Origin of the sequence: Variovorax sp. OK212 (genome assembly GCF_900112425.1) — a bacterium.
In the GTDB taxonomy this organism is placed as follows: Bacteria; Pseudomonadota; Gammaproteobacteria; order Burkholderiales; family Burkholderiaceae_C; genus Variovorax.
The window spans coordinates 118,728-138,577 of the sequence record NZ_FOLP01000007.1 but is presented as its reverse complement, the minus strand read 5'-3'; the positions used below and the strand labels follow the sequence as shown (position 1 = coordinate 138,577).

Below are 19,850 nucleotides of genomic sequence, written 5' to 3'. Positions count from 1 at the left end.
CTCACAGTGCGGACGGCCCGAGATGCGGGCTGCTGAAGTCCAGGGCGCGCAGCCCGGCCTGCACTTCGGGCACGCCCATGAACAGCTTCCACAGCAGGCCCGTGCGATGGTTCTCCATCATCACGACGATCGGGCCCTGGTCGATGGCAAGGAAGGTGTTGGCGAACCAGCCGCGGTCCTCGCAGAACGCATCGACGAAGCCGTAGTCGCGCCACACCCGCTCGCCATGCGCCGTGAGGAAATGCCGCAGCGCCCGCATCACCTCGGTGGGCGCGTACGGCAGGCTGGACAGCGCGGCCGTCGGCGAGATGGTGCCGTTGTCGTTGTTCGGATCGTGCGCGAGGTAGCCGTCGGGGTCGTCGCTGGCGTCAGGCCCCAGCACGATTCGCCGTAGCCCTTGTGGCCGCGCGGATTGGCGACGCAGTGCGCGTGGTTGACGCGCACATGGCGGCAATTGAGGTCCCAGTAGTCGGCGTAGCGGTCCTTCAGGCCGTGCGGATCGAGGCCGCAGAACGAGTAGTGCGTGAAGAACAGCGGCCCCCCGTTCGGCGGGCCCAGCGGCAGTTCGATGCCGTGGTACGAGCGGCCGTTGAGAAAGTCCGGCCCCGCCGCAAACCCGCGGTGGTACACCTTCGGATCGATCGCATGGCGCGGCGAGGCCGCGGCCATCAGGTAGGTGATGAGGCACTCGTTCCAGCCGCGCACCTCATGGTTCATCGCCCAGCCGTGGTTCGGGCTCCAGTGCCAATACAGCACGTCCCGTCCGCCCTGGGTGAACCAGTTCCATTCGACGCCGTGCCACAGCGTGTCGATGTCGCTGCGCAAGCGGCGCGCCACGGCCGTGTCTTCGCTGAAGTACTGGCGCGCGCAGAGCAGGCCCATGCAGAGGAACGAGGTCTCGACGAGGTCGCCCGCGTCGTCCTTCGGGCTCATCGGGATCGTCTCGCCGCTCGCCCCGTCCATGAAGTGCGGAAAGGCGCCGTGGTAGCGCCTGGCGCGCAGGAGTGCTTCCATCATGCGCCCCAGGCGCTCCAGCGCCGCGTCGCGCGCGGTCCAGCCGCGCTCCACCGCAACGATCATGGCCATGATGCCGAAGCCCGTGCCGCCGATGGCGACCCTCTCGTCCGCCAGGTCTTCGCCCGTGGCGCCGACGAGCGTGCGGCGGTCCAGCGCCAGGCCGCTGGCGGCATCCGCACCGTCCCAGAAATAGCGGAAGGTCTGCCGCTGCACGGCGTCGATCAAGGCTTCATCGGGCAGTGCTGCCAATGCCTTCGGGTTCCTGTCTTCCTTCTGCACGAACGGCTCCTTTCGTTCTCGTTCCGGGTGTCACGTCTGGTTTCACCGGATCATCGGCCCCATGTGGCCGACGGTTCCCCGCAGCATGCCATCATTAGGGCCCCTGGGTTCTATTCGAAATCCCTGATGAGCCGCATCGATTCCCTCATGGCCCGGATGACGCTGGCCGAAAAGCTGGGTCAACTGACGATGACTGCCTCCGGCTACACGGTCACCGGACCGGTGCTCGCGGGAGACTCCACGCAGTCGATCGTCGACGGCACCGTCGGCAACCTGCTGAACATGGTCGGCGCCGGCCCCACGCACGAGATGCAGCGGCTGGCCGTCGAGAAGTCGCGGCTCGGCATTCCGCTGCTGATCGGCCTGGACATCATCCACGGCCACCGCACGCTCTTTCCGATCCCGCTCGCGGAGGCCGGCACCTTCGACGAAGGCCTTTGGGAACGCACGGCGCGCGAGGCCGCGCGCGAAGGCGCGGCCGACGGCCTGGCGATGACCTTCGCGCCGATGCTCGACGTGTCGCGCGATCCCCGCTGGGGCCGCACCGCGGAAGGCCCCGGCGAAGACCCCTGGCTGAACGCACGCATCGCGCAGGCCAAGGTGCGCGGCTTCCAGGGCGCCGACCTGTCGTCGGCCGAGTCGCTGGCCGCCTGCGCGAAGCATTTCGTCGCGTACGGCGCCGTCACCGCGGGGCGCGAGTACGCCGCCGTGGACATCTCCGAGCGCACCTTGCACGAGGTGCACCTGCCGGGCTTCGCGGCGGCGGTGCGCGCCGGCGTGGCGACGCTGATGCCCGCCTTCACCGATCTCAACGGCGTCCCGATGACGGCGCACACCCCCTTGCTGCGCGACTGGCTGCGCGGCGAGATGGGCTGGGACGGCGTCATCGTCAGCGACTACAACGCGATCGCGGAGTTGATCAAGCACGGCGTCGCGGCCGATCTCGTCGATGCCGCGGTGCTGGCGCTGAAGGCCGGCGTCGACATCGACATGATGGCCGACGCGTACCGCAAGGGCCTGCCTGTCGCGCTCGAGCAGGGACGCGTGACGATCGATGAGATCGACGCGAGCGTGCGCCGCGTGCTGCGGCTCAAGGAGCAGCTCGGCCTGTTCGACGACCCCTACCGCCGCGGCGCGACACCGGAGGCCGCGGCAGTTGTCGCCGAGCGGCGCGCGCTGGCGCGCGAGGCCGGGCGCAAGGCCATCGTCATGCTGAAGAACGCGCAAGACACCCTGCCCTTGCCGGCCGCGGCAAAGGCTCTTTGCGTCATCGGCCCGCTGGCCGACGCGACCACCGAGATGAAGGGCCCGTGGTGGGGCGCCGGCGAACACGAGCCGGCCACCAGCGTGCTTGCCGGCTTGCGCGCCGCGCTGCCGCAGACCGACATACGGCATGCGCCCGGTGTTGCCATCGAGGACATCGGGGGCGTCGACGACAGCGGCATCGAAACGGCCGTCGCGCTGTGCGACGGCGCCGACGCCGTCGTGCTGTGCCTGGGCGAGCGTGCCACGATGAGCGGCGAGGCGGCGAGCCGTGCCACGCCCGCGCTCCCCGGCCGTCAACAGGCCCTGGCCGAAGCGGTGATCGCGCGTGCACACGCGCTGGGCATCCCCGTCGTCGCCGTCCTGTTCTCGGGCCGCCCGCTCGTCGTCCCCTGGCTGGCCGAACACGCCGATGCGCTGCTCGCTGCGTGGTTCCTCGGCACCGAGGCCGGCCATGCGATCGCCGACGTGGTCACGGGCCGGGCAACGCCAGGCGGCCGCACGCCGATGAGCTGGCCGCGCGCCGTCGGGCAGGTGCCGGTCTACTTCGGCCAGCGCCCCAGCGGCCGGCCGATGAACGCCGCCGACTACTTCACGAGCAGGTACCAGGACGTCGAGAATTCGCCGCTGTATGCCTTCGGCCACGGCCTGAGCTACGGCCGGTTCGTCTACGACGCGCTCCAGGTCGAGCCGCGGCGCGTGAGCGAGCAGGACACGCTGAAGATCAGCGTCGGTCTGCGCAACGTGGGTGCGCGCGAGGCTGAAGAAACGGTCTTCCTGTTCGTTCGCGGCAAGCTGGGCCGTGTCACCCGGCCGCTGCTGGAACTCAAGGGCTACGCGAAGCTGCGATTGATGCCCGGCGAAGCCGGCGAAGTGAACCTGCAGTTGCCGGTGGCCGAGCTGCGCTACCTCGGCCCGGACCTGCAGCCCTTGTTCGAGGCGGGCGAAGTCGAGATCCTCGTCGGGCCGAGTGCCGAGCCATCGGGGTTGCTGGGCCAGACCATCGAGTTGCATTGAAACCCGGGCAATCCGGCTCGAAGCTTTTCCTTGCCGTGGCGCATCGGCCCGCAGGTCTTCACAAGCTCTCCGCGATCCGCTCGCGCAGCCACCGGTGCCCCGGGTCGCGGTGGCGGCGCTCGTGCCACAGCATCGCCATCTCGTAGCCCGGCACCTCCAGCGGCGCCTCCACCACCTTCAACCACGGTGCGCCGCGCGCGAGCCGCTCGGGCAGCATCGCGACCATGTCGGTGGAGGCCAGCACCGACATCATGAAAAGAAAGTGCGGCACCGACAGCGCCACGCGCCGCGTGAGCCCTTTCTCGGCCAGCGCGTCGTCGGTCGGCCCGACGAAGCCGCCGCCGCCCAGCGACACCACCACATGCTCCAGCGCGCAGAACTGCGCGAGCGTGGGCCGCCGCTTCAAACGCGGGTGCCCTGCCCGCCCGGCCAGCACATAGCGCTCATGGAACAGCACGCGCCGGTGCAAGCCGGGTGGCGCGCCCACGCTGGTGTGAAAGAACAGGTCGATCTCCGCCTGCTCCAGTTGGCGCGCCATGCGTGAGGGCACCGCCTCCACCACGGCCAGCCGGGTGTTCGGCGCCTCGGCGCGCAGCCCCGCCAACGCCGGCAGCAGGATGGCCGACTCGGCATAGTCGGCCGCCGCCACGCGCCAGGTGGTGGTGGCCTCGGCCGGGTCGAAAGGCCGGGTGGGCGCCACCGCGCGGCCCAGCAATGCGAGCGCCTCGCGCAGCGGTTCGCGCAACTCGTCGGCGCGTGCCGTGGGCCGCATGCCGCGCTGCGCGGGCACCAGCAACGGGTCGCCGAACACCTCGCGCAGCTTGGCGAGTTGCACGCTCACCGAGGGCTGCGACAGGTTCAGGCGCTCGGCGGCGCGGGTCACGTTGCGCTCGGCCAGCAGGGTGTCGAGCGTCACCAGCAGGTTCAGGTCGAGGCGGCTGAAATTGTTCATGGCAATTCCTGGAATTCAAACTATTCATTTCCAATATATCGCCACGGCACCTAACCTGAGGCCATCTTCATTCGAACCCCTGCAAAAACCGTGAACATCCTGCTGGTCCTCGCCCACCCCGAAACCGCGTCGCTCAACGGCGCGCTGCACCGCTTCATGAGCGAACGCCTCACGGCCGCCGGCCACACCGTGCGCACATCCGACCTGTACGCCATGCGCTGGAAGCCCGCGCTCGACGCCGACGACTTTCCCGCGCGCGACGCCGCCGCGCGCTTCGACCCTTCGATGGATTCGCTGCACGCCTTCGAAGCCGGCACGCAGACGGCCGACGTTGCCGCCGAGCAGCAGAAGCTGCTGTGGGCCGACGCGGTGATCCTGCAGTTTCCGCTGTGGTGGTACTCGATGCCCGCGATCCTCAAGGGCTGGGTCGAGCGCATCTATGCCTATGGCTTCGCCTACGGCGTGGGCGAGCATTCGGACACGCACTGGGGCGACCGCTTCGGCGAAGGCACGATGGCCGGCAAGCGCGCCATGCTGGTGGTGACGGCCGGCGGCTGGGAGTCGCACTACGCGCCGCGCGGCATCAACGGGCCGATGAACGACCTGCTGTTTCCCATTCACCACGGCATCCTGTACTACCCCGGCTTCGACGTGGTGCCGCCGTACGTGGTGCATCGCACGCACAAGGTGGATGCCGCTGTGTACGCGCGCATCACCGGGGAACTGGGCGAGCGGCTCGACACGCTCTTCACCGCCGACCCGATTCCGTTTCGCCGCCAGAACGCCGGCGACTACGAGATTCCCGCGCTCACCCTGCGGCCCGACATTGCGCCGGGGCAGGCAGGCTTCGCGGTGCACAGCGCACCGGCCGCGAGCCGGGGCTGAGCGTTCAGCCTTGTTCGACCTTATTCGGCCTCGATACCGGCCGCCTTCACGATGCGGCCCCACTTCTGCGACTCGCCCGCCTGGAACTTGCCCAGCTCTTCGGGCGAGCCCGTGAACACCTCGGTGCCGGTCGGCTCGTAGAAGGCGGTCCTGGCGGCCTCGCTCTTCGCGGCCTTCACCAGCAGTTCGTTCAGGCGCTTGACCACGGCGGGCGGCGTCTTGGCGGGCGCGTAGGCGGCGAACCAGTAGCCCATTTCATAGCCCTTCACGCCGGCTTCGGAAATGGTGGGCACGTCGGGCGCGAGCGGCGAGCGCGCCGAGCTGGAAACGCCCAGCGCGCGCAGCTTTCCGGCCTTCACCTGCGGCAGGCCGGTGGCCGTGTCGGTGATCATCATGTTGATCTGGCTGCCCAGCAGGTCGGTCACGGCCAACGTGTTGCTCTTGTAGGGCACATGAAGCAGCTTGATGTTGGCCATCTGCTGCAGCAGTTCGCCGGCCATGCGGCTCGACGAACTGCCGCTGCCGAAGCTGTACTTGCCCGGGTCCTTCTTGGCGAGCGCGATGAACTCGCCCACGTTCTTCGCGGGGAACGCGGGGTTCACCACCATGATCTGGCCGCCCTTGCCCAGCGCGGCAACCGGTGCGAAGTCTTTCACCGGGTCGTAGGGCAGCTTCTTGAACAGGTGCTCGTTGGCCGCGTGCGTGGTGTTGGTGGTGATGAGCACCGTGTAGCCGTCGGCGGGCGCCTTGGCCACGGCCTGCGAGGCGATGAAGCCGCTCGCGCCGGCCTTGTTGTCGATGATGACGGCCTGCTTGGTCTCGGTGGCGATCTGGTTGCCCAGCGCGCGCGCGATCTGGTCGGTGGCGGTGCCGGCCGCGAACGGCACGACGAAGGTGATGGCCTTCTCGGGGAAGGCCTGCGCGTGGCCCAGCAGCGGCACCAGGGCCAGCGCGGCGGTCAGCACGGTGAGGGGAAATCGCTTCATTGTTTTGTCTCCGTATGGGATGAAATGGAAATGGGTCGGTGGGAAAAGGGAAGGCGCGTCAGGGCCCGGCCAGCAAGGGCTCCAGCGAACGCGGCACGCGAACGGGCATGTCCAGCAGCAGGAACGACAGCGACTTGCCGTGCGTGTCGAGGTTGAGCGCGTCGTTGACGCCGCCGTCGAGCACCGCGTCGAGCACGAAGTTCATCGCGTGCAGCTTCGGCAGCAAGAAGCGCTGCACCCGCGAGGGCGCGCGGTAGCGAAACTGCGCGGCCACGCGCTCGGGCGTGACCTGCTCGGCCAGCACGGCATACAGGTCGGCGTGCCAGGCGATCACGCTGATGTTGGAGCGGTCGCCCTTGTCGCCGGTGCGGCCGTGCGCGGCGCGGTACAGCGGCACTTCGATGGTGTCCGCGGCGTAGGTGGTGTCGGTGGGCTTCATGCGAGCGCCTCCGCGTCGAGCATTTCGAAACGCACCGGCACCGCTTCGCGCGGCAGCAGGCACGACAGCGTGTTCAGGCGCGGCGTGAGCGCGGTGCGCACGCCGCCGCCGCCCGCCGGGCCGCAGGTGTAGAGCGCCATCACCTCGCGCCCCAGCCGCTCGGCCTGCGCGCGCTCGGCATGCGTGGCCGCGACGCGCAGGCGCACGTCGCGCAGGCCGCTGTCGGGCGTGGCGGCCAGCGCGCGGCCGGCGTCGTCGCCGAGGATGCTGAGCGCGCCGATCAGGTCCACGCGCAGCGTGAGGCCCTGAAGCCGCTTGCGCAGCACGTCGGCCGCGAGCCGCGCCCGCGCTTCGGCGCGCGGGCCGGCGTAGGAGATTTCGCCCTCGGCAAGCCAGCCGCCTTCGTGGCAGACGTTGACCTTGTAGCTGCCCGGACGCTCATGCCCGCGCACGCCCGAGAGTTCGACGCGCTCGGTGCCGGGCAGCGCGCGCACTTCGGCGCCGGCGATGTCGGCGACCACGTCGGGCGTCAGGTAGGCGGCCGGGTCGTGCACTTCGTAGAGCAGCTGTTCCTTCACCGTCGCCTCGTTCACGAGGCCGCCGGTGGCGTCGGCCTTGCCGATGGTGCAGCGGCCGTCGGCGTCGATCTCCGCGATGGGAAAGCCCACCGCCTCCAGCCCCGCCACGTCCTTGTAGCCGGGGTCGGCAAAGTAGCCGCCGCAGACCTGCGCGCCGCATTCGAGCAGGTGGCCGGCCATGGTGGCGCGGCCCAGGCGGTCCCAGTCGTCGGCGCGCCAGCCGAAGTGCGACATGGCGGGCCCCACCGTCAGCGACGGGTCGGCCACGCGGCCGCACACCACGATCTGCGCGCCCGCGTCGAGCGCCGCGGCAATGGGTTCGGCGCCGATGTAGGCGTTGGCGCTGACCATGCGGATGCCGTCCATCTGCGCGCCCAGCGCCTGGTTCAGCAGCGCGCGGTATTCGAGCCCGGAAAGGTCATCACCTTCCACCACGGCTATGCGCGGTGCGCCGGCGCCCAGCTCGCGCGCCATCCGGGCGATGTGCCGCGCGGCCGCGCGCGGGTTGGCCGCGCCGAAGTTGCTCACGATGCGGATGCCGTGCGCCAGGCAGCGCGCGAGCACGGGGCGCAGCATGTCGTCGAGCAGCGGCTCGTAGCCCGCGTCGGGGTTGTCGCGGCGGCGCAGCTGGGCCAGTGCCAGCGTGCGCTCGGCCAGCGTCTCGAAGATCAGGAAGGCGCGCTGGCCCGCGGGCGCGTCGGCCATCCGCGCGATCAGCGTGTCGACCACCGGACCGGCGGCGTCGGTGCGATCGCCCGAGAAGCCGGCGGCACACCCGATCAACAGCCTGGACGGATCAATGGAGTTCATTGGCGTGCACTGTAGGCAGCGCCCCGTCATCCGTAAAATCGAAAATACGGATCGATTGATCTGCTTTTCAAATAGCCGAACCGCTCGCACACACCTCATCGGAAAGACGCCATGAGAAAGACGCCCGACCTCTCCACGCGGCAGCTGCGCGCCTTTCTCGCACTGACCGAGCAGCGCAACTTCACGCGCGCCGCGCAGGCGAGCCACCTGTCGCAGCCCGCGTTCAGCGCGCTCATCCGCACGCTCGAGGATGCGCTGGGCACGCGGCTGTTCGACCGCGACACGCGCAGCGTGCAGCTCACGCCCGAAGGCCGGTTGTTCGAGAGCTCGGCGCGCCGGCTGCTCGAGGACATGGGCAGCGCGCTGAGCGACCTTGCCGACCATGTGGAGCGGCGCACGGGCCGCGTGCGCGTGGCCGCGCTGCCTTCGCTCGCGGCGGGCTGGCTGCCGGCGGTGTTCGCGGAGTTCATGCAGGCCTGGCCCGGCATCCGCATCGACCTGGACGACGCGCTCTCCGACGCCTGCATCGCCCACGTGCGCAGCGGCCAGGCCGACTTCGCGCTCGCGGCCTCGGGCGCCGGCGGCACCGCCGACAGCGACCTGCGCGCGCGCAAGCTCTGCAGCGACCGCTTTCACCTGGTGTGCCGCGCCGACCATCCGCTGGCACGCGAACCGCGGCTCACGGTGAAGAAGATCGCGCCCTACCCCTTCATCCAGATGGCGCGCAACAGCAGCGTGCGGCAGGCGCTCGACGCGGCGCTGCACCCGCAGCGCCTGAACGCGGTGTTCGAGGTGGAGCACCTGGCCACCGTCATGGGGCTGGTCGAAGCCGGGCTGGGCATCAGCGTGGTGCCCGCGCTCACGCTGTTCCACTTCCAGCGCGAGACGCTGGTGACGCGCCCGCTGCCGGTGGCCGCGCTCACGCGCACGCTGTACCTGGTGCAGCGGCGCGAAGGCAGCCTGTCGGTGGCGGCGCAGACGCTGCACGACCTGATCGTGGCGCGGCTGGGGTCGCTGCGGCTGGATTGAGGCGCCATCCGGCAGTTGCTGGCGCGTGTTCACCGAGTACACGTACGGGTCGTGAACGACGTCGCCGATCTTCTCGCCCTTCGGCCATGCAGATGTGCTGCAGAACAAGGCCCTCGGGCGCATTCATGCGCAGTGGAAAGTCGTTCATCGGTGCTCCCTTTCTTTTCTTGATGAAGCCGGCAAACCCGGCTTTGCCATCGCAGGGCCGCGCCCGCGCGTGACCAGTTGAAGCAAGCCACCGGACGCGGCGCTCGCCACAATGGCCGCACCACGCCACATCCCGTCCGTCCCCCCCAAACGACCCCACGGAGGCCACTTCGATGGCACACGCGCATGCAGCATGAAGAACAGATCGCATTGATCCGGCGCGCGCTCGCGCTCATCGACACCGGCGGCAGCGAGCGCGGCGAGCCGGCCGTGAGCCCGGTGTCGCGCTACCTCGACCCGGAGCGCCACGAGCAGGAGGTGGCGTGCATCTTCAGGCGCCATCCGCTCGCGCTGTGCCCCTCGGCCTCGCTGGCGAACGCGGGCGATTCATTCGCCATCGACGTGGCGGGCCTGCCGCTGCTGTTCGTGCGCGGGCCGGACGGCAAACTCTCGGGCTTCGTCAACGCCTGCCGCCACCGCGGGGCGCGGCTCAAGCCGCCCGGCGCGTCGAGCCAGCGCGCGCTCGTGTGCCCGTACCACAGCTGGACCTATGCGCTCGACGGCACGCTGCGCGGCCGCCCCGCGGAAGAAGACTTTCCGCATGCGCCGGCCTCGGCGTGCAGCCTGGCACGCGTGCCGGTGGCCGAAGCGCTGGGTTTCGTGTGGGCCATTCCGCGCGCGGTGGCCGAGGGTGAGAGCACCACGATCGACATCGGCGCCTGGCTCGGCCGCTTCGGCACCGACCTGCGCTCCTGGGGCTACGACAGCTGGCAGCCCTTTCACGAGCACGCGTTCGACAACGCGGCCAACTGGAAGATTCCGTTCGAGGCGAACCTGGAGACCTATCACTTCCAGTACGCGCACCGCAACAGCATCGCGGCGCTGTTCTACGACAACCTGCTGATGGCCGACCACGACCGCCAGCACCATCGCCTCTTCCTGCCCAAGCGCAGCATCGAAAGCCTGCGCGGCACACCCTCGCAGGAGTGGCGGGTGGGGCCGCACTCGAACATCATCTATTTCTTCTTTCCGGCGACCTTCATCCTGCACGAAGGCGACCACGCCAACGCCTTCACCGTGCTGCCGGAATCGCCGGGCCGCTCGCGCGTGATCGCGAGCACGCTGATTCCGGAGCTGCCGAAGACGGAGAAGTCGCAGAACCACTGGCGCAAGAACGTGGCCTCGTTCTGGGGTGCGCTCGACGAAGACTTCGCGCTCGGCGTGTCGGCACAGTCGACGCTGGCGAGCGGTGCGCAGCCGTCGCTGTACTTCGGTGCGACCGAGTGGTGCTCGGCCAGATTTCACGCCGACGTGGAGGCGGCGCTGCGGGCCTGAGCAAGGTTCGCGGGGTTCGCGGGGTTCAGGCCGGCTCGGCCTCGGCGTCCATGCTGGCCGCGCCGGTGGCCTTCTTCTGCACCTCTTGGGCGTCTTGCACGTCTAGCACCTCTTGCACCTGCCGCGCGATCGCCGCCATCGCAGCCACCGCGGTCGGGTTCGGCGTGGGCTCGCCGATCTTGCGCAGCGTGTTGCGGTCGGTGTGGCTGAAGGGCTCGGCCTGGCCGCGCACGCTCAGCACCGTCACCTGCTCGTAGGACCAGCTGCCGTCGGCGTTGAGCGACACGTCGATGGTGTAGCGCAGCGTCTTGAAGGCGTGCTCCAGGAACGGGTTGGCCAGGATGCCGTTGGTCTCGCCGCCGCGCACGGCCTCGAGCCTGAAGCTGCGGTCGGTGGCCTTGGCATGGCCCGTGGCCATGGCCGTGAGGCCGCGCGGAATCGACAGCGTCTGCACCAGCGCGCCCGTGGCGGGCTCCCAGAGCCAGTAGCCGACCTGGTCGTGAAAGGTCTCCACGTCGTCGGGCTTCACGATGCGCAGGTGGTAGCGCAGGCCGTAGAAGATCTGCGGGCCGTTGGTCTGCGCGTCGATGGGCTGGAACTCCGCGTGCTCGATGTAGGCCTCGGCTTCGGGGCCGTCGGCCTTCGGGCTCACGTCGTGGCCGGAGGTGCCGAGCCAGATGCCCGCCAGGCCCGTGAGCGGGCCGAGGTTGGCGAGCGTGTGCGGGTCGGGCTCGGGTTCGGTGTAGATGTCGTCGGGAAAGGTGTCCATGTTTTTTCCTGAAATGCGTGGGACGGCAATGTGCGCGAACGCCGCGAGTGTCACTGATCCAGGCGGATGCCGATCTTGGCGATGGTCGCGCCCCACTTGCGGCCTTCGCTGTCGATGAAGGCCCTGAACTCTTCCGGCGAGCCGCCGCCCGCCACCAGCCCCTGGTTGGCCAGCAGCTCGCGCACGGCCGGCTCCTTCAGCACGGTGTTGACGTCGGCGTTGATGCGCCGCACCACCTCGCCGGGCGTGCCGCTGCCGGTGAAGAAACCGTTCCATGCGAGCGACTCGAAACCCGGGTAGCCCGACTCGGCCACGGTGGGCAGGTCTTTCATGAGTTCGGAGCGCTGCGCGCTGGTCACGGCGATGAGCTTCACGCGGTGCCCCTGGATCAGCGGCAGCAGCGCGGGCGCCACGGTGAAGAGCGCCTGCGTGTCGCCCGCCGCGAGCGACAGGCCCGCGGGCGGCGAACCCGCGTACGGCACGTGCACCGCCTCGATGTGCGCCACGCTGCGAAACAGCTCCATCGTCAGGTGCGACGAACTTCCCGCACCCACCGACGCATAACTGAAACGGTCGCCGCGCTTCCTGGCCCAGTCGACGAACTCGGCGAGCGTGTTGGCGGGGTTGTCGGCCTGCACCGCGAGCACGTTGGGCTGCGAGGTGGTCAGCACGATCGGCACCAGGTCGCGCGCGGGCGCATACGGCATGCGGGCGTACATGTAGGGCCCGAAGGCGATGGGGCCGTTGAAGCCGATGCCCAGCGTGTAGCCGTCGTGCGGCGCCTTGGCCACCGCGTCCATGCCGATCAGGCCGCCCGCGCCGGCCTTGGTCTCGATCACCACGGGCTGCTTCCACATCACGCGCAGGCGGTCGGCCAGGGTGCGCGCGATGAGGTCGAGCGAGCTGCCCGCGGGCGCGGGCACGATGATGCGCACGGGCCGCGAGGGCCACTCCTGCGCCCAGACGCTCAGGGCCGCGAGGCTGGAGAACAGGCCGGCAAGCAGGAACGCGGCGAGCTTGAGGTGCTTCTTCACTTCGGTTCTTTCGAGGGGGCGCGCGGGGTGGCTCGATGGTCGCTCGGGTCTTGGCGCGAAGGTATCACCGATGGCGGCGTGCCGCATCGATCTGCGCATGGTTCGCCTCGGCCCAGCGGTCCACCGCGATGAGCGTGCGGCTCAGCGACAGGCCGAGCGGGCTGAGCCGGTACTCGACGTGCGGCGGCACCGTCTGGCGGTCTTCGCGCAACACCAGCCCGTTGAGCTCGAGGTCGCGCAAGGTCTGCGTGAGCATCTTCTGCGAGATGCCGCCGACCTGGCGCAGCAGTTCGTTGTTGCGCCGCGGCTTGCCGCGCAGCAGCGGGATCACCAGCAGCGCCCACTTGTTGGCGACGAGCGCGAGCACGCGGCGCGAGGGGCAGCCGGCGTTCCACACGTCGGCGGGGGCTTCGTCGAGGGTGCTGTCTGCCATAGCTTCGGAATTCTTCGTCGGCATGCCTGGCTTTTCCATGGTTACCAAAAGGTGCGTACTTGCGGCCCGGTGCCCGGGCCGGAATTATCGGCTTGCGCCTTGCACCCCGACAACATCGAAGGAGTTTTTTCATGGGCTGGGTATTTCTCCTGGCGGCCGGTCTCGTCGAGATCGCCATGGCCGCCGCGCTCAAGCAATCGGAAGACTGGACGCGGCCCGTGCCGTCGGTTGTCGGCGTGCTCACCGCGCTCGTCAGCATCTACCTGCTGGCGCGCGCGCTGCGCTACCTGCCGCTCGGCCCGGCCTACGCGGTATGGACCGGCATCGGCTCGGTCGGCGTGGTGCTGATGGGCGCGCTGTTCTTCGGCGAGGCGTTGTCCGCGGCAAGGCTCGGCTGCGTCGCGCTGGTCGTCGGCGGCACGGTGGGCCTGCGGCTCGCCGACGGCTGAAGTGCAACACAAGGAAACAAGGGCCACGGCCGCGCCCGGCGTGTATCAGAAGCCGCTCAGAGGGGCGCGCGCTTGCGCTCCAGTGAAGCCACCAGTCCGGAATCTCAAAATGAGGTCGAAAGGCTTCCAGAGCCATTCCGATGGCCATCCGGCCTTTAACCATGCTGCCAATGGGCCGATTACGAGGGGGCTTCAAACCGTTGCGCCATCGCGGCAAGATGCGCATCCGCCGATGCTTGCGTCAGCCCGACTTGAACGAAGGAGCCTGCCTATGTTCGCTACGCCAGAACGCACGATCAAGACCCCCGGCCCCGACCATGCCATCAACATCTCGCTCAATCCGTTGCGCGTGATCGTGTCGGTCGACGGGTGCGTCGTCGCCGACACGCGCGAGGCGCTCACGCTGCGCGAGTCGCACTTCGGCACCGTGCACTACATCCCGCGCAAGGACGTGAAGATGGCGCTGCTCGAGCGCACGTCGCACGCCACGTACTGCCCGTACAAGGGCGAGTGCAACTACTACAGCATTCCGGCCGGCGGCGAACGCTCGGTGAATGCCGTGTGGACCTACGAAGCACCGTACGACCCGGTCTCGCAGATCAAGGACCACGTGGCGTTCTATCCGGACCGCGTGGGGCCGATCGAAGAGCGGGTTGCCTGAGACGGCGGCACCGCTCTCAGCTCTCTCCCTCCTCTCCCTCTTCAACCTCCTCTGCCTCACAGACAGGAAAAAGCCGGGCCCCGCTTTCGCAGGGTCCGGCTTTTCCTTTGTTCGTTCGCCTGCGCTCGCCGGCAAGGCGAGGCAGCGTCGGCGAATTTACAGCGGCAACGCGTCGCCACGTGCAGCAGCACGGGCTGCGGCGCGCACGCTGGAGCGGTCGAGGCCGCTGGCCAGCACCGGGGCGACACGCGAGGTCACGCCTTCGGCGTACGGGTTCTCGCTGTGCGCGGCGGCCACGGCTTCGGCGCGGACGGCGGCGCGGCTGGTGGTCGAGGCGATCAGTTGCACCGGGCCCTGGTTGGCGCCGTCTGCGTAGGGGTTGCCGCTGCGTGCAGCGACCACGGCCTGGCTGGCGACGTCGGCACGGCTGGTGGCCGAGGTCAGTTGATGCACACCGTCATAGCTTTCGGCATGAGCGGCACCGGCGGCGGCCAGCAGGGCGATGGAGATGGCGGAGAGGAGCTTCGAGGCGGTCATTTGGATTTCCTTCAATTGGTTTAGGTTTCTTGCTACCTGGATCAGCTGAAGGGCTGGTCCATGAGATGAATTGTGCGCCGCTGATTAGGTAAAAACCCTAGGCAAAAAGAACCGCGGTGTTCATGCGACGGAAACAATCGCGGCCGTTCTTCCGGCCCTCTTCAACCGCCGTTTGCATGCGGCGGGGCGCAGTGGCGGCTTCCGGTTGGCACGCTACCGGCGGTCGACCGCGGGCAAGGCCGCGACGGTCACCGCGCCCTTCATGCCCGCGTCGTAGTGGCCCGGCTGCAGGCAGCCGAAATCGACCTTTCCCGCGTGCGTGAACCGCCAGACGACCTCGCCGGTCTTGCCCGGCGCCAGCGTCACCATGTTCGGCTCGGCATGTTCCATCTCGGGGTTCTTCTTCATGGCCTCGTAGTGCGCCTTCAGGCTCTGCTCGGTGCCCAGCACCAGCTCGTGCTTCAGCTGGCCCGCGTTCTTCACCACGAAGCGCACGGTCTCGCCCTGCTTCACGCGAACATCGGCGGGCGTGAAGCGCATGCCGTCGGTCATGTCGACCTGCACCGTGCGCGTGGCCTTGGCCGGCACGCCGGGTTCACCGATGGCGTCGGCATGCGAGCCCGATGCGGCGGCGCCGGCTGCGGCCATGGCGAGCAAGGTCGAGAGCGCGGAGGTGCGAAGTGCGTGTTTCATGGTGTTCCTGGTGAGCGGCAAGGAGTGGAAGGAGCGAAAAGGAGCGGCACGCATCGCACTCTAGAAACCCAATCCACCGCTTGCCCGACAGCCAGATGACAAAGCTGTAATCGCCGCGCCCCGTCCGTAAGATCGCGCTCGCCCCCCGGTGGGCACACACAGAGGAGCGCAACGCATGTCACACCCTGTCTACCTGTCCAGCTCGACCCTGCCCCGCATGCCCGAGGGCAGCCGCAACGAATGGCAAGGCTTCTTCGGCGACGGCACCGAGCTGGAGGCCAACGCCTTCTTCCCATTGTTCTGGCGAGCCATGTTCGGCGAGAGCGACATTCGGCATGCGCGCTTCATCGACGGGTACGACATCGGCGACGAAGACGCCGCGGCCGATCGCGACGAATGCCTGGACGACTTCGGGCCCGACGCCACCTACCCCTACCTCGTCACGGACAACGCCAGCGCCGTGTCGCGCCTGGCGAGCCGGCGCGAGGCCGTGATCGCGGCCATCGGCGAGCGCTACCGCCCGATCTACGAAGCCTTCGAGGCGCTCGTTGCGCAGCGCTTTCCCGGCCACATCCTGCTGCGCACGCAGGGCCTGCCGGATGCGGCCGATGCCGAGCCTTGGCTGCGCAGCGACCTTGCCGAGACCGACCGGCTGAAAGACAGCAAGGCGCTCGCCAGCCTCATGCGCGACCTCGAACGGCGCGACGCGGACGCGGTGTGGACACTGGCAGGACTGAGCTCGTCGGCCGACGAGGCGTGGCCCACGCCGACGCTGAGGGAGCGCTTTCCCGATCCGAGGCGGCGCCGGGCCTGAGCTTGCGTGACGCAGCGCCGATCGGCACCTCGTGCCGCGCACTCAAGGCCTGAAGACATCCACCGGCAGCAAAAGCACGGGCACCGTTCCCCGGTTCTCCCACCAATGCGACACATCGTGGGCGGCGCGAACCATTTCGCCCTGGTGATGCGCAATCTCCACGCCGTTGCGAATCTCGACGACGTCGCCTTGCACGACGTACTCCAACGTCGGGCGATCCGTGTGACTGTGGAACGCGGTGTGCCCGCCCGGCTCGATCGTCACGAGTCTCGCTCGAAGCTGACGCCCCAGGCCGCCCTCGAATTCCGCCGCGAGATCGATGCTTGCAAGCGCCGCCGTGCTCGAGCCCTTGCCCTCGGAAGGCCCCTGGGTCTGCTGCGCATTCCCGATCGGCGCATGCATGAGGAGTGCAAAGCCGACGCCGGCGACGGCGGCCATGGGCAAGCAAAAAGTAGCGCTTTTCATCTGGCCTCCTGAGGACGGCACGGGCCGTCCGATGCGGCAGTGTCCCTACCTGCTGCTTACTTGCCACTGACCACCGGAAACGCCGGGCCTGCGATGGGCCACGGCGGCTGCCGCGGGCTGCCGGGATGCGAGACGGCTCATGACGGCTCTCCCTGCGCGCCAATACCGATCGCCCATCCACTTAAGTCTCCCCTAAGTTCCACAACAGACACTGTTCCCCGGCAGCCCGCTTTTCTTCTCCTCCTCCCTCCCTCGGGGGCTGTCATTGACCCGCTCCGGCGGGTTTTTCTTTGCCCGTTCGGGATGCTCGGTCGAAACGCCTCCTCGTGGCCGGCATCACGCCACGGGCGTACGGATCAGTACCCTCCACCTTCCTGGCCTGACACCCATGGACAGCTTGCAGACACTGCAGTCGCTCGGCATCTCGCTCCCGAGCCCGGCGTACATCTTCGGGGCCGTCCTCTTCGGCCTCATCGGAATCGCCGTGTACCGCCGCGGAAAGCGCGCCGGCCGCCGGCGCAGCAAATGGCTCGGCGTCGCGCTGATGCTCTATCCCTATGCAGTTGCGCAGACCTGGTTGCTCTACGTCGCGGGCGTGGCGCTCTGCGTGGGGGTTTTCTTCGATCGCGGCTGAGTCGCAGTGACTGCTTCGCGCGCCATTGCTGTCGCCCGCCACGCCGACTGAAGCGCCTGAGAACGGACGCTTGTTCCACTGCCCTAACATCGCGCGATGTCGCGATCCGAACGTCTCTTGCAACTCATGCAGGTCCTGCGTCGCCAGCGCGGGCCCGTCAGCGGACAGGCGCTGGCGCGCGAGATGGACGTGAGCCTGCGAACGTTGTACCGGGACATCGCGAGCCTGAAGGCGCAAGGTGCCGAGATCGACGGGGAGCCAGGGTTCGGCTACGTGCTCAAGCCTGGCTTCGTGCTGCCGCCGCTCATGTTTCGCTCGGTCGAGATCGAAGCGCTGATGCTGGGCATGCGCTGGGTGGCCGAGCGCGGTGGCCCGGCCCTTGCGGCGGGCGCACGCGACGCCGCGGCACGCATCGCCGCCGTGCTTCCCCGCGCCTTGCGGCGTGAGCTGGAAACCTCCGCGCTGCTCGTGGGCACCAGCTTGCGACAGGTGTCGACCGCCGCGGCGCTCGAGCCGATGCGCGCGGCGATACGCGATGGCCTCAAGCTGAAGCTCACCTACCGTGACAAGCAGGATGCGGTTTCGCACCGGGTGATCTGGCCATTCGCCGTGGTGTATTTCGAGCAGGCGCGGGTGTTGGCGGCCTGGTGCGAGCTGCGCGGCGACTTCCGGAATTTCCATGCCGACCGAATCGTTGAACTGGAGCCGCTCGACGAGCCTTCGCCGCGGCGGCCGGAGGTTCTGCTGGACGAATGGCGCCGAACGCTCGCGGCCAGCGGGCTCACCATACTGCCGGAATCTGACAGCATGCTTTTCTAGACTCGCGGCTCATTCCAACAGCGGGAGAACCCCCTTGAAATTTGCCTCGGTCCGCCTTGTGACGAACGACGTCGAACGTCTCGCCTCCTTTTACACCCGCTTGTCCGGCGTGCCCGCCATGCATCTTGCCGACGGCTTCTGCGAACTGCGGTTGCCCGGCGCGACACTCGCGATCAGCGCGCAGCAACTGATCCAGCGCTTCAACGCAGGCGCCGCGCCCGCGGCAGCCAACCGGTCGGCAATTCTCGAATTCGAGGTCGAGGATGTGGATGCCTTGCTGTCGTCGCTGCCGACTTCCGCCAAGGTCGTTCAAGAACCCACGACGATGCCTTGGGGCAACCGCTCGCTGCTGCTGCGGGACCCGGACGGCAGCCTGGTGAACGTTTTTTCTCGCCCGCTGCCTTGATGCAAGTGCTGTGCACAGGCATGTGCTGCCTGGCTGCTTGCGGACATGGGCTGCGCGGTGAGCTGAGCAGTTCCAATGACGCGGCAGCGGCAAGGCCGGCGACTGCCGCGTAAAACTCGTCGGGGCATCAGGGAAAATCTGCGCATGACCCATCCACACCTCTTTGCCGCCGCCGTCCTTGCAATCACTCTCTTGACGACCGGAGCCGCCAATGCGGCGATCGCACCCGGCGACGATGTCGTCGTGGGCATCGCAACCGATGACGACAGCTGCGACCGGTGGGTTGCTGCGCGGGCGGCAAACCGGGACGCCACCAGAAGAGTCGACGAATACCTCACCGTCACCTGGATGCAAGGCTATCTCTCGGGTGCGAACATGACCCACGCTTACGCCGACCCCAAGACGGCGGTGGCATTGCCGTCGGCCGTCAGGATTTCGGCCTGGCTGGACAAGGCTTGCAAGGACGAACCTCGCACGCCGATGTTCTTCCTCGCCGACAAGCTGATGAAGGAACTGCAGAAGCGCCCCTGAAGCCGACTTCCCATCGGGAGCGCATCGGCCGAGCCTCTCCTGTGCGTTACAGGAAGAGCCGCCCGCTCACTCAAACTGCGGCGGCCGCTTCTCGACGAACGCACGCACAGCCTCGCGGTGATCGCCGGTCATGTGCGCGATCGCCTGGTAGCCCGCCGACATTTCAAGCAGCGATTCGAGCGTGCTGCGTTCGCCTTCGCGCAGCAGCCGCTTGGTCATGCGCAGCACGCCGCCCGGGTTGGCGGCAATGCGCGCCGCGAGCTTCAGGCTCTCTGCCATCAGCGCTTCATGCGGCACCACGCGCGACACCAGGCCGCAGGCCAGCGCCTCCTGCGCGTCGAGCGCGTCACCGGTGAACGCCATCTCCGAGGCCTTCGACATGCCCACCACGCGCGGCAGCAGCCACGCGCCGCCGTCGCCCGGCACGATGCCGACCTTGACGAAGCTCTCGGCGAAGGTCGCCCTCTCCGACGCGATGCGGATGTCGCACATGCAGGTCAGGTCCATGCCCGCGCCCACGGCGGGGCCGTTCACCGCCGCGATGACGGGCACGTCGAGGTTGTACAGCGCCTTGGGCAGGCGCTGGATGCCGTTGCGGTACTCCTCGCGGATGACCTCGGGCGAGAGGCCCTCTTTCTCGTAGCGCTGCATGTCCTTCACGTTGCCGCCCGAGCTGAACACGGGGCCGGCGCCGGTGAGCACCACCACGCGGATGCCGCGGTCCAGCGTGACCTGGGCGCAGGCCTGCACGATCTCGTCGACCGCGCTGTTGCCCGTGAGCGCATTGCGGGTCTCGGGCTGGCTCATGGTCAGCGTGAGGATGGCGCCGTCGCGCTCGGTCTTCAGGAATGTGGTCATGGGTGTTCTC

General features: G+C 68.6%; 22 protein-coding genes and 1 pseudogene. 11 read left to right on the top strand and 12 right to left on the bottom strand.

Annotated features, from left to right (window positions below; translation table 11 throughout):
• Nucleotide 1: 1 nt before the first annotated feature.
• Nucleotides 2-669, bottom strand: a pseudogene (locus BM004_RS42025) (glucoamylase family protein).
• Between the two features lie 753 nt (nucleotides 670-1,422).
• Here BM004_RS42025 and BM004_RS21515 point away from each other — a divergent pair.
• Nucleotides 1,423-3,576 carry a glycoside hydrolase family 3 N-terminal domain-containing protein gene (locus BM004_RS21515; protein ID WP_093216566.1) on the top strand — a complete coding sequence of 718 codons (2,154 nt, stop codon included), beginning with the start codon at nucleotides 1,423-1,425 and terminating at the stop codon, nucleotides 3,574-3,576.
• 58 nt (nucleotides 3,577-3,634) lie between these two features.
• On the opposite strand, the gene BM004_RS21510 is transcribed toward BM004_RS21515, so the two are convergent.
• Entirely contained in the window at nucleotides 3,635-4,528 is an 894-nt protein-coding gene (locus tag BM004_RS21510; protein ID WP_093216564.1) for a LysR family transcriptional regulator, read from the bottom strand.
• A 90-nt stretch (nucleotides 4,529-4,618) separates the two neighbouring features.
• Between BM004_RS21510 and BM004_RS21505 the strand changes: the two genes are divergently transcribed.
• Entirely contained in the window at nucleotides 4,619-5,413 is a 795-nt protein-coding gene (locus BM004_RS21505) for an NAD(P)H-dependent oxidoreductase (protein ID WP_093216561.1), read from the top strand.
• Nucleotides 5,414-5,433: 20 nt separating this feature from the next.
• On the opposite strand, the gene BM004_RS21500 is transcribed toward BM004_RS21505, so the two are convergent.
• Genes BM004_RS21500 through BM004_RS21490 form a run of 3 tightly spaced genes read right to left on the bottom strand, consistent with a single transcriptional unit; the run spans nucleotide 5,434 to nucleotide 8,226 of the window.
• Nucleotides 5,434-6,399 (bottom strand): Bug family tripartite tricarboxylate transporter substrate binding protein, encoded by a 966-nt coding sequence (locus tag BM004_RS21500; protein ID WP_093132198.1) that lies wholly within the window; start codon nucleotides 6,397-6,399, stop codon nucleotides 5,434-5,436.
• Nucleotides 6,400-6,457: 58 nt separating this feature from the next.
• Entirely contained in the window at nucleotides 6,458-6,838 is a 381-nt protein-coding gene (locus BM004_RS21495) for an AtuA-related protein (protein WP_093216559.1), read from the bottom strand.
• Nucleotides 6,835-8,226: an acyclic terpene utilization AtuA family protein gene (locus BM004_RS21490; RefSeq protein WP_093216557.1), complete on the bottom strand. Its 1,392-nt coding sequence runs from the start codon at nucleotides 8,224-8,226 to the stop codon at nucleotides 6,835-6,837. The genes BM004_RS21495 and BM004_RS21490 overlap by 4 nt, the downstream gene beginning before the upstream one ends.
• 111 nt (nucleotides 8,227-8,337) lie before the next feature.
• Here BM004_RS21490 and BM004_RS21485 point away from each other — a divergent pair, with 111 nt between their 5' ends.
• Nucleotides 8,338-9,255 (top strand): LysR family transcriptional regulator, encoded by a 918-nt coding sequence (locus tag BM004_RS21485; RefSeq protein ID WP_093216554.1) that lies wholly within the window; start codon nucleotides 8,338-8,340, stop codon nucleotides 9,253-9,255.
• Nucleotides 9,256-9,588: 333 nt separating this feature from the next.
• Nucleotides 9,589-10,737 carry an aromatic ring-hydroxylating oxygenase subunit alpha gene (locus BM004_RS21480; RefSeq protein ID WP_093216552.1) on the top strand — a complete coding sequence of 383 codons (1,149 nt, stop codon included), beginning with the start codon at nucleotides 9,589-9,591 and terminating at the stop codon, nucleotides 10,735-10,737.
• Between the two features lie 25 nt (nucleotides 10,738-10,762).
• Here the strand turns inward: BM004_RS21480 and BM004_RS21475 are convergent, their stop codons facing one another.
• The 3 genes from BM004_RS21475 to BM004_RS21465 form a co-directional block, all read right to left on the bottom strand.
• Complete coding sequence (locus tag BM004_RS21475; protein WP_093216549.1) at nucleotides 10,763-11,506, bottom strand: FABP family protein; 744 nt, start codon at nucleotides 11,504-11,506, stop codon at nucleotides 10,763-10,765.
• Nucleotides 11,507-11,556: 50 nt separating this feature from the next.
• The gene (locus BM004_RS21470; protein WP_256219978.1) at nucleotides 11,557-12,540 is read right to left on the bottom strand and encodes a Bug family tripartite tricarboxylate transporter substrate binding protein; all 984 of its coding nucleotides are present in this window, start codon (nucleotides 12,538-12,540) and stop codon (nucleotides 11,557-11,559) included.
• A 64-nt stretch (nucleotides 12,541-12,604) separates the two neighbouring features.
• Entirely contained in the window at nucleotides 12,605-12,973 is a 369-nt protein-coding gene (locus BM004_RS21465) for a winged helix-turn-helix transcriptional regulator (protein ID WP_093216544.1), read from the bottom strand.
• Nucleotides 12,974-13,104: 131 nt separating this feature from the next.
• Between BM004_RS21465 and BM004_RS21460 the strand changes: the two genes are divergently transcribed.
• Together BM004_RS21460 and BM004_RS21455 are read left to right on the top strand one after the other, a co-directional pair.
• The gene (locus BM004_RS21460) at nucleotides 13,105-13,422 is read left to right on the top strand and encodes a DMT family transporter (RefSeq protein WP_093216541.1); all 318 of its coding nucleotides are present in this window, start codon (nucleotides 13,105-13,107) and stop codon (nucleotides 13,420-13,422) included.
• Between the two features lie 271 nt (nucleotides 13,423-13,693).
• Nucleotides 13,694-14,083 carry a DUF427 domain-containing protein gene (locus BM004_RS21455; RefSeq protein WP_093132182.1) on the top strand — a complete coding sequence of 130 codons (390 nt, stop codon included), beginning with the start codon at nucleotides 13,694-13,696 and terminating at the stop codon, nucleotides 14,081-14,083.
• A gap of 156 nt (nucleotides 14,084-14,239) precedes the next feature.
• On the opposite strand, the gene BM004_RS21450 is transcribed toward BM004_RS21455, so the two are convergent.
• Together BM004_RS21450 and BM004_RS21445 are read right to left on the bottom strand one after the other, a co-directional pair.
• Nucleotides 14,240-14,620, bottom strand: coding sequence for a helicase SNF2 (locus BM004_RS21450; protein WP_093132180.1), 381 nt, complete (start codon nucleotides 14,618-14,620; stop codon nucleotides 14,240-14,242).
• Between the two features lie 213 nt (nucleotides 14,621-14,833).
• Entirely contained in the window at nucleotides 14,834-15,313 is a 480-nt protein-coding gene (locus tag BM004_RS21445; protein ID WP_093132178.1) for a cupredoxin domain-containing protein, read from the bottom strand.
• A 175-nt stretch (nucleotides 15,314-15,488) separates the two neighbouring features.
• On the opposite strand from BM004_RS21445, the gene BM004_RS21440 reads away from it, so the two are divergent.
• On the top strand, nucleotides 15,489-16,127 hold the full coding sequence (locus BM004_RS21440) for a hypothetical protein (RefSeq protein ID WP_143072467.1): 639 nt from the start codon (nucleotides 15,489-15,491) through the stop codon (nucleotides 16,125-16,127).
• A 42-nt stretch (nucleotides 16,128-16,169) separates the two neighbouring features.
• Here BM004_RS21440 and BM004_RS21435 read toward each other — a convergent pair whose 3' ends face one another.
• Entirely contained in the window at nucleotides 16,170-16,565 is a 396-nt protein-coding gene (locus BM004_RS21435; protein WP_177206558.1) for a cupin domain-containing protein, read from the bottom strand.
• 415 nt (nucleotides 16,566-16,980) lie between these two features.
• Here BM004_RS21435 and BM004_RS21430 point away from each other — a divergent pair, with 415 nt between their 5' ends.
• The 4 genes from BM004_RS21430 to BM004_RS21415 all read left to right on the top strand — a co-directional run bounded on the left by BM004_RS21430 (nucleotide 16,981) and on the right by BM004_RS21415 (nucleotide 18,982).
• Entirely contained in the window at nucleotides 16,981-17,226 is a 246-nt protein-coding gene (locus BM004_RS21430; protein ID WP_093216534.1) for a hypothetical protein, read from the top strand.
• 96 nt (nucleotides 17,227-17,322) lie between these two features.
• On the top strand, nucleotides 17,323-18,045 hold the full coding sequence (locus BM004_RS21425; protein WP_093216531.1) for a helix-turn-helix transcriptional regulator: 723 nt from the start codon (nucleotides 17,323-17,325) through the stop codon (nucleotides 18,043-18,045).
• A 34-nt stretch (nucleotides 18,046-18,079) separates the two neighbouring features.
• Nucleotides 18,080-18,451, top strand: coding sequence for a VOC family protein (locus BM004_RS21420; protein WP_093216529.1), 372 nt, complete (start codon nucleotides 18,080-18,082; stop codon nucleotides 18,449-18,451).
• 144 nt (nucleotides 18,452-18,595) lie between these two features.
• Entirely contained in the window at nucleotides 18,596-18,982 is a 387-nt protein-coding gene (locus tag BM004_RS21415) for a hypothetical protein (RefSeq protein WP_093132165.1), read from the top strand.
• Nucleotides 18,983-19,048: 66 nt separating this feature from the next.
• On the opposite strand, the gene BM004_RS21410 is transcribed toward BM004_RS21415, so the two are convergent.
• The gene (locus BM004_RS21410) at nucleotides 19,049-19,840 is read right to left on the bottom strand and encodes a crotonase/enoyl-CoA hydratase family protein (RefSeq protein ID WP_093216526.1); all 792 of its coding nucleotides are present in this window, start codon (nucleotides 19,838-19,840) and stop codon (nucleotides 19,049-19,051) included.
• Between the last annotated feature and the right edge of the window lie 10 nt (nucleotides 19,841-19,850).

What these genes read in the sequence shown, in the direction of transcription:
- BM004_RS21515 (WP_093216566.1), top strand. Translation starts at nt 1,423, where the DNA reads ATGAGCCGCATCGATTCCCTCATGGCCCGGATGACGCTGGCCGAAAAG.
- BM004_RS21510 (WP_093216564.1), bottom strand. Translation starts at nt 4,528, where the DNA reads ATGAACAATTTCAGCCGCCTCGACCTGAACCTGCTGGTGACGCTCGAC.
- BM004_RS21500 (WP_093132198.1), bottom strand. Translation starts at nt 6,399, where the DNA reads ATGAAGCGATTTCCCCTCACCGTGCTGACCGCCGCGCTGGCCCTGGTG.
- BM004_RS21495 (WP_093216559.1), bottom strand. Translation starts at nt 6,838, where the DNA reads ATGAAGCCCACCGACACCACCTACGCCGCGGACACCATCGAAGTGCCG.
- BM004_RS21490 (WP_093216557.1), bottom strand. Translation starts at nt 8,226, where the DNA reads ATGAACTCCATTGATCCGTCCAGGCTGTTGATCGGGTGTGCCGCCGGC.
- BM004_RS21485 (WP_093216554.1), top strand. Translation starts at nt 8,338, where the DNA reads ATGAGAAAGACGCCCGACCTCTCCACGCGGCAGCTGCGCGCCTTTCTC.
- BM004_RS21480 (WP_093216552.1), top strand. Translation starts at nt 9,589, where the DNA reads ATGCAGCATGAAGAACAGATCGCATTGATCCGGCGCGCGCTCGCGCTC.
- BM004_RS21475 (WP_093216549.1), bottom strand. Translation starts at nt 11,506, where the DNA reads ATGGACACCTTTCCCGACGACATCTACACCGAACCCGAGCCCGACCCG.
- BM004_RS21465 (WP_093216544.1), bottom strand. Translation starts at nt 12,973, where the DNA reads ATGGCAGACAGCACCCTCGACGAAGCCCCCGCCGACGTGTGGAACGCC.
- BM004_RS21460 (WP_093216541.1), top strand. Translation starts at nt 13,105, where the DNA reads ATGGGCTGGGTATTTCTCCTGGCGGCCGGTCTCGTCGAGATCGCCATG.
- BM004_RS21455 (WP_093132182.1), top strand. Translation starts at nt 13,694, where the DNA reads ATGTTCGCTACGCCAGAACGCACGATCAAGACCCCCGGCCCCGACCAT.
- BM004_RS21450 (WP_093132180.1), bottom strand. Translation starts at nt 14,620, where the DNA reads ATGACCGCCTCGAAGCTCCTCTCCGCCATCTCCATCGCCCTGCTGGCC.
- BM004_RS21445 (WP_093132178.1), bottom strand. Translation starts at nt 15,313, where the DNA reads ATGAAACACGCACTTCGCACCTCCGCGCTCTCGACCTTGCTCGCCATG.
- BM004_RS21440 (WP_143072467.1), top strand. Translation starts at nt 15,489, where the DNA reads ATGTCACACCCTGTCTACCTGTCCAGCTCGACCCTGCCCCGCATGCCC.
- BM004_RS21435 (WP_177206558.1), bottom strand. Translation starts at nt 16,565, where the DNA reads ATGGCCGCCGTCGCCGGCGTCGGCTTTGCACTCCTCATGCATGCGCCG.
- BM004_RS21430 (WP_093216534.1), top strand. Translation starts at nt 16,981, where the DNA reads ATGGACAGCTTGCAGACACTGCAGTCGCTCGGCATCTCGCTCCCGAGC.
- BM004_RS21425 (WP_093216531.1), top strand. Translation starts at nt 17,323, where the DNA reads ATGTCGCGATCCGAACGTCTCTTGCAACTCATGCAGGTCCTGCGTCGC.
- BM004_RS21415 (WP_093132165.1), top strand. Translation starts at nt 18,596, where the DNA reads ATGACCCATCCACACCTCTTTGCCGCCGCCGTCCTTGCAATCACTCTC.
- BM004_RS21410 (WP_093216526.1), bottom strand. Translation starts at nt 19,840, where the DNA reads ATGACCACATTCCTGAAGACCGAGCGCGACGGCGCCATCCTCACGCTG.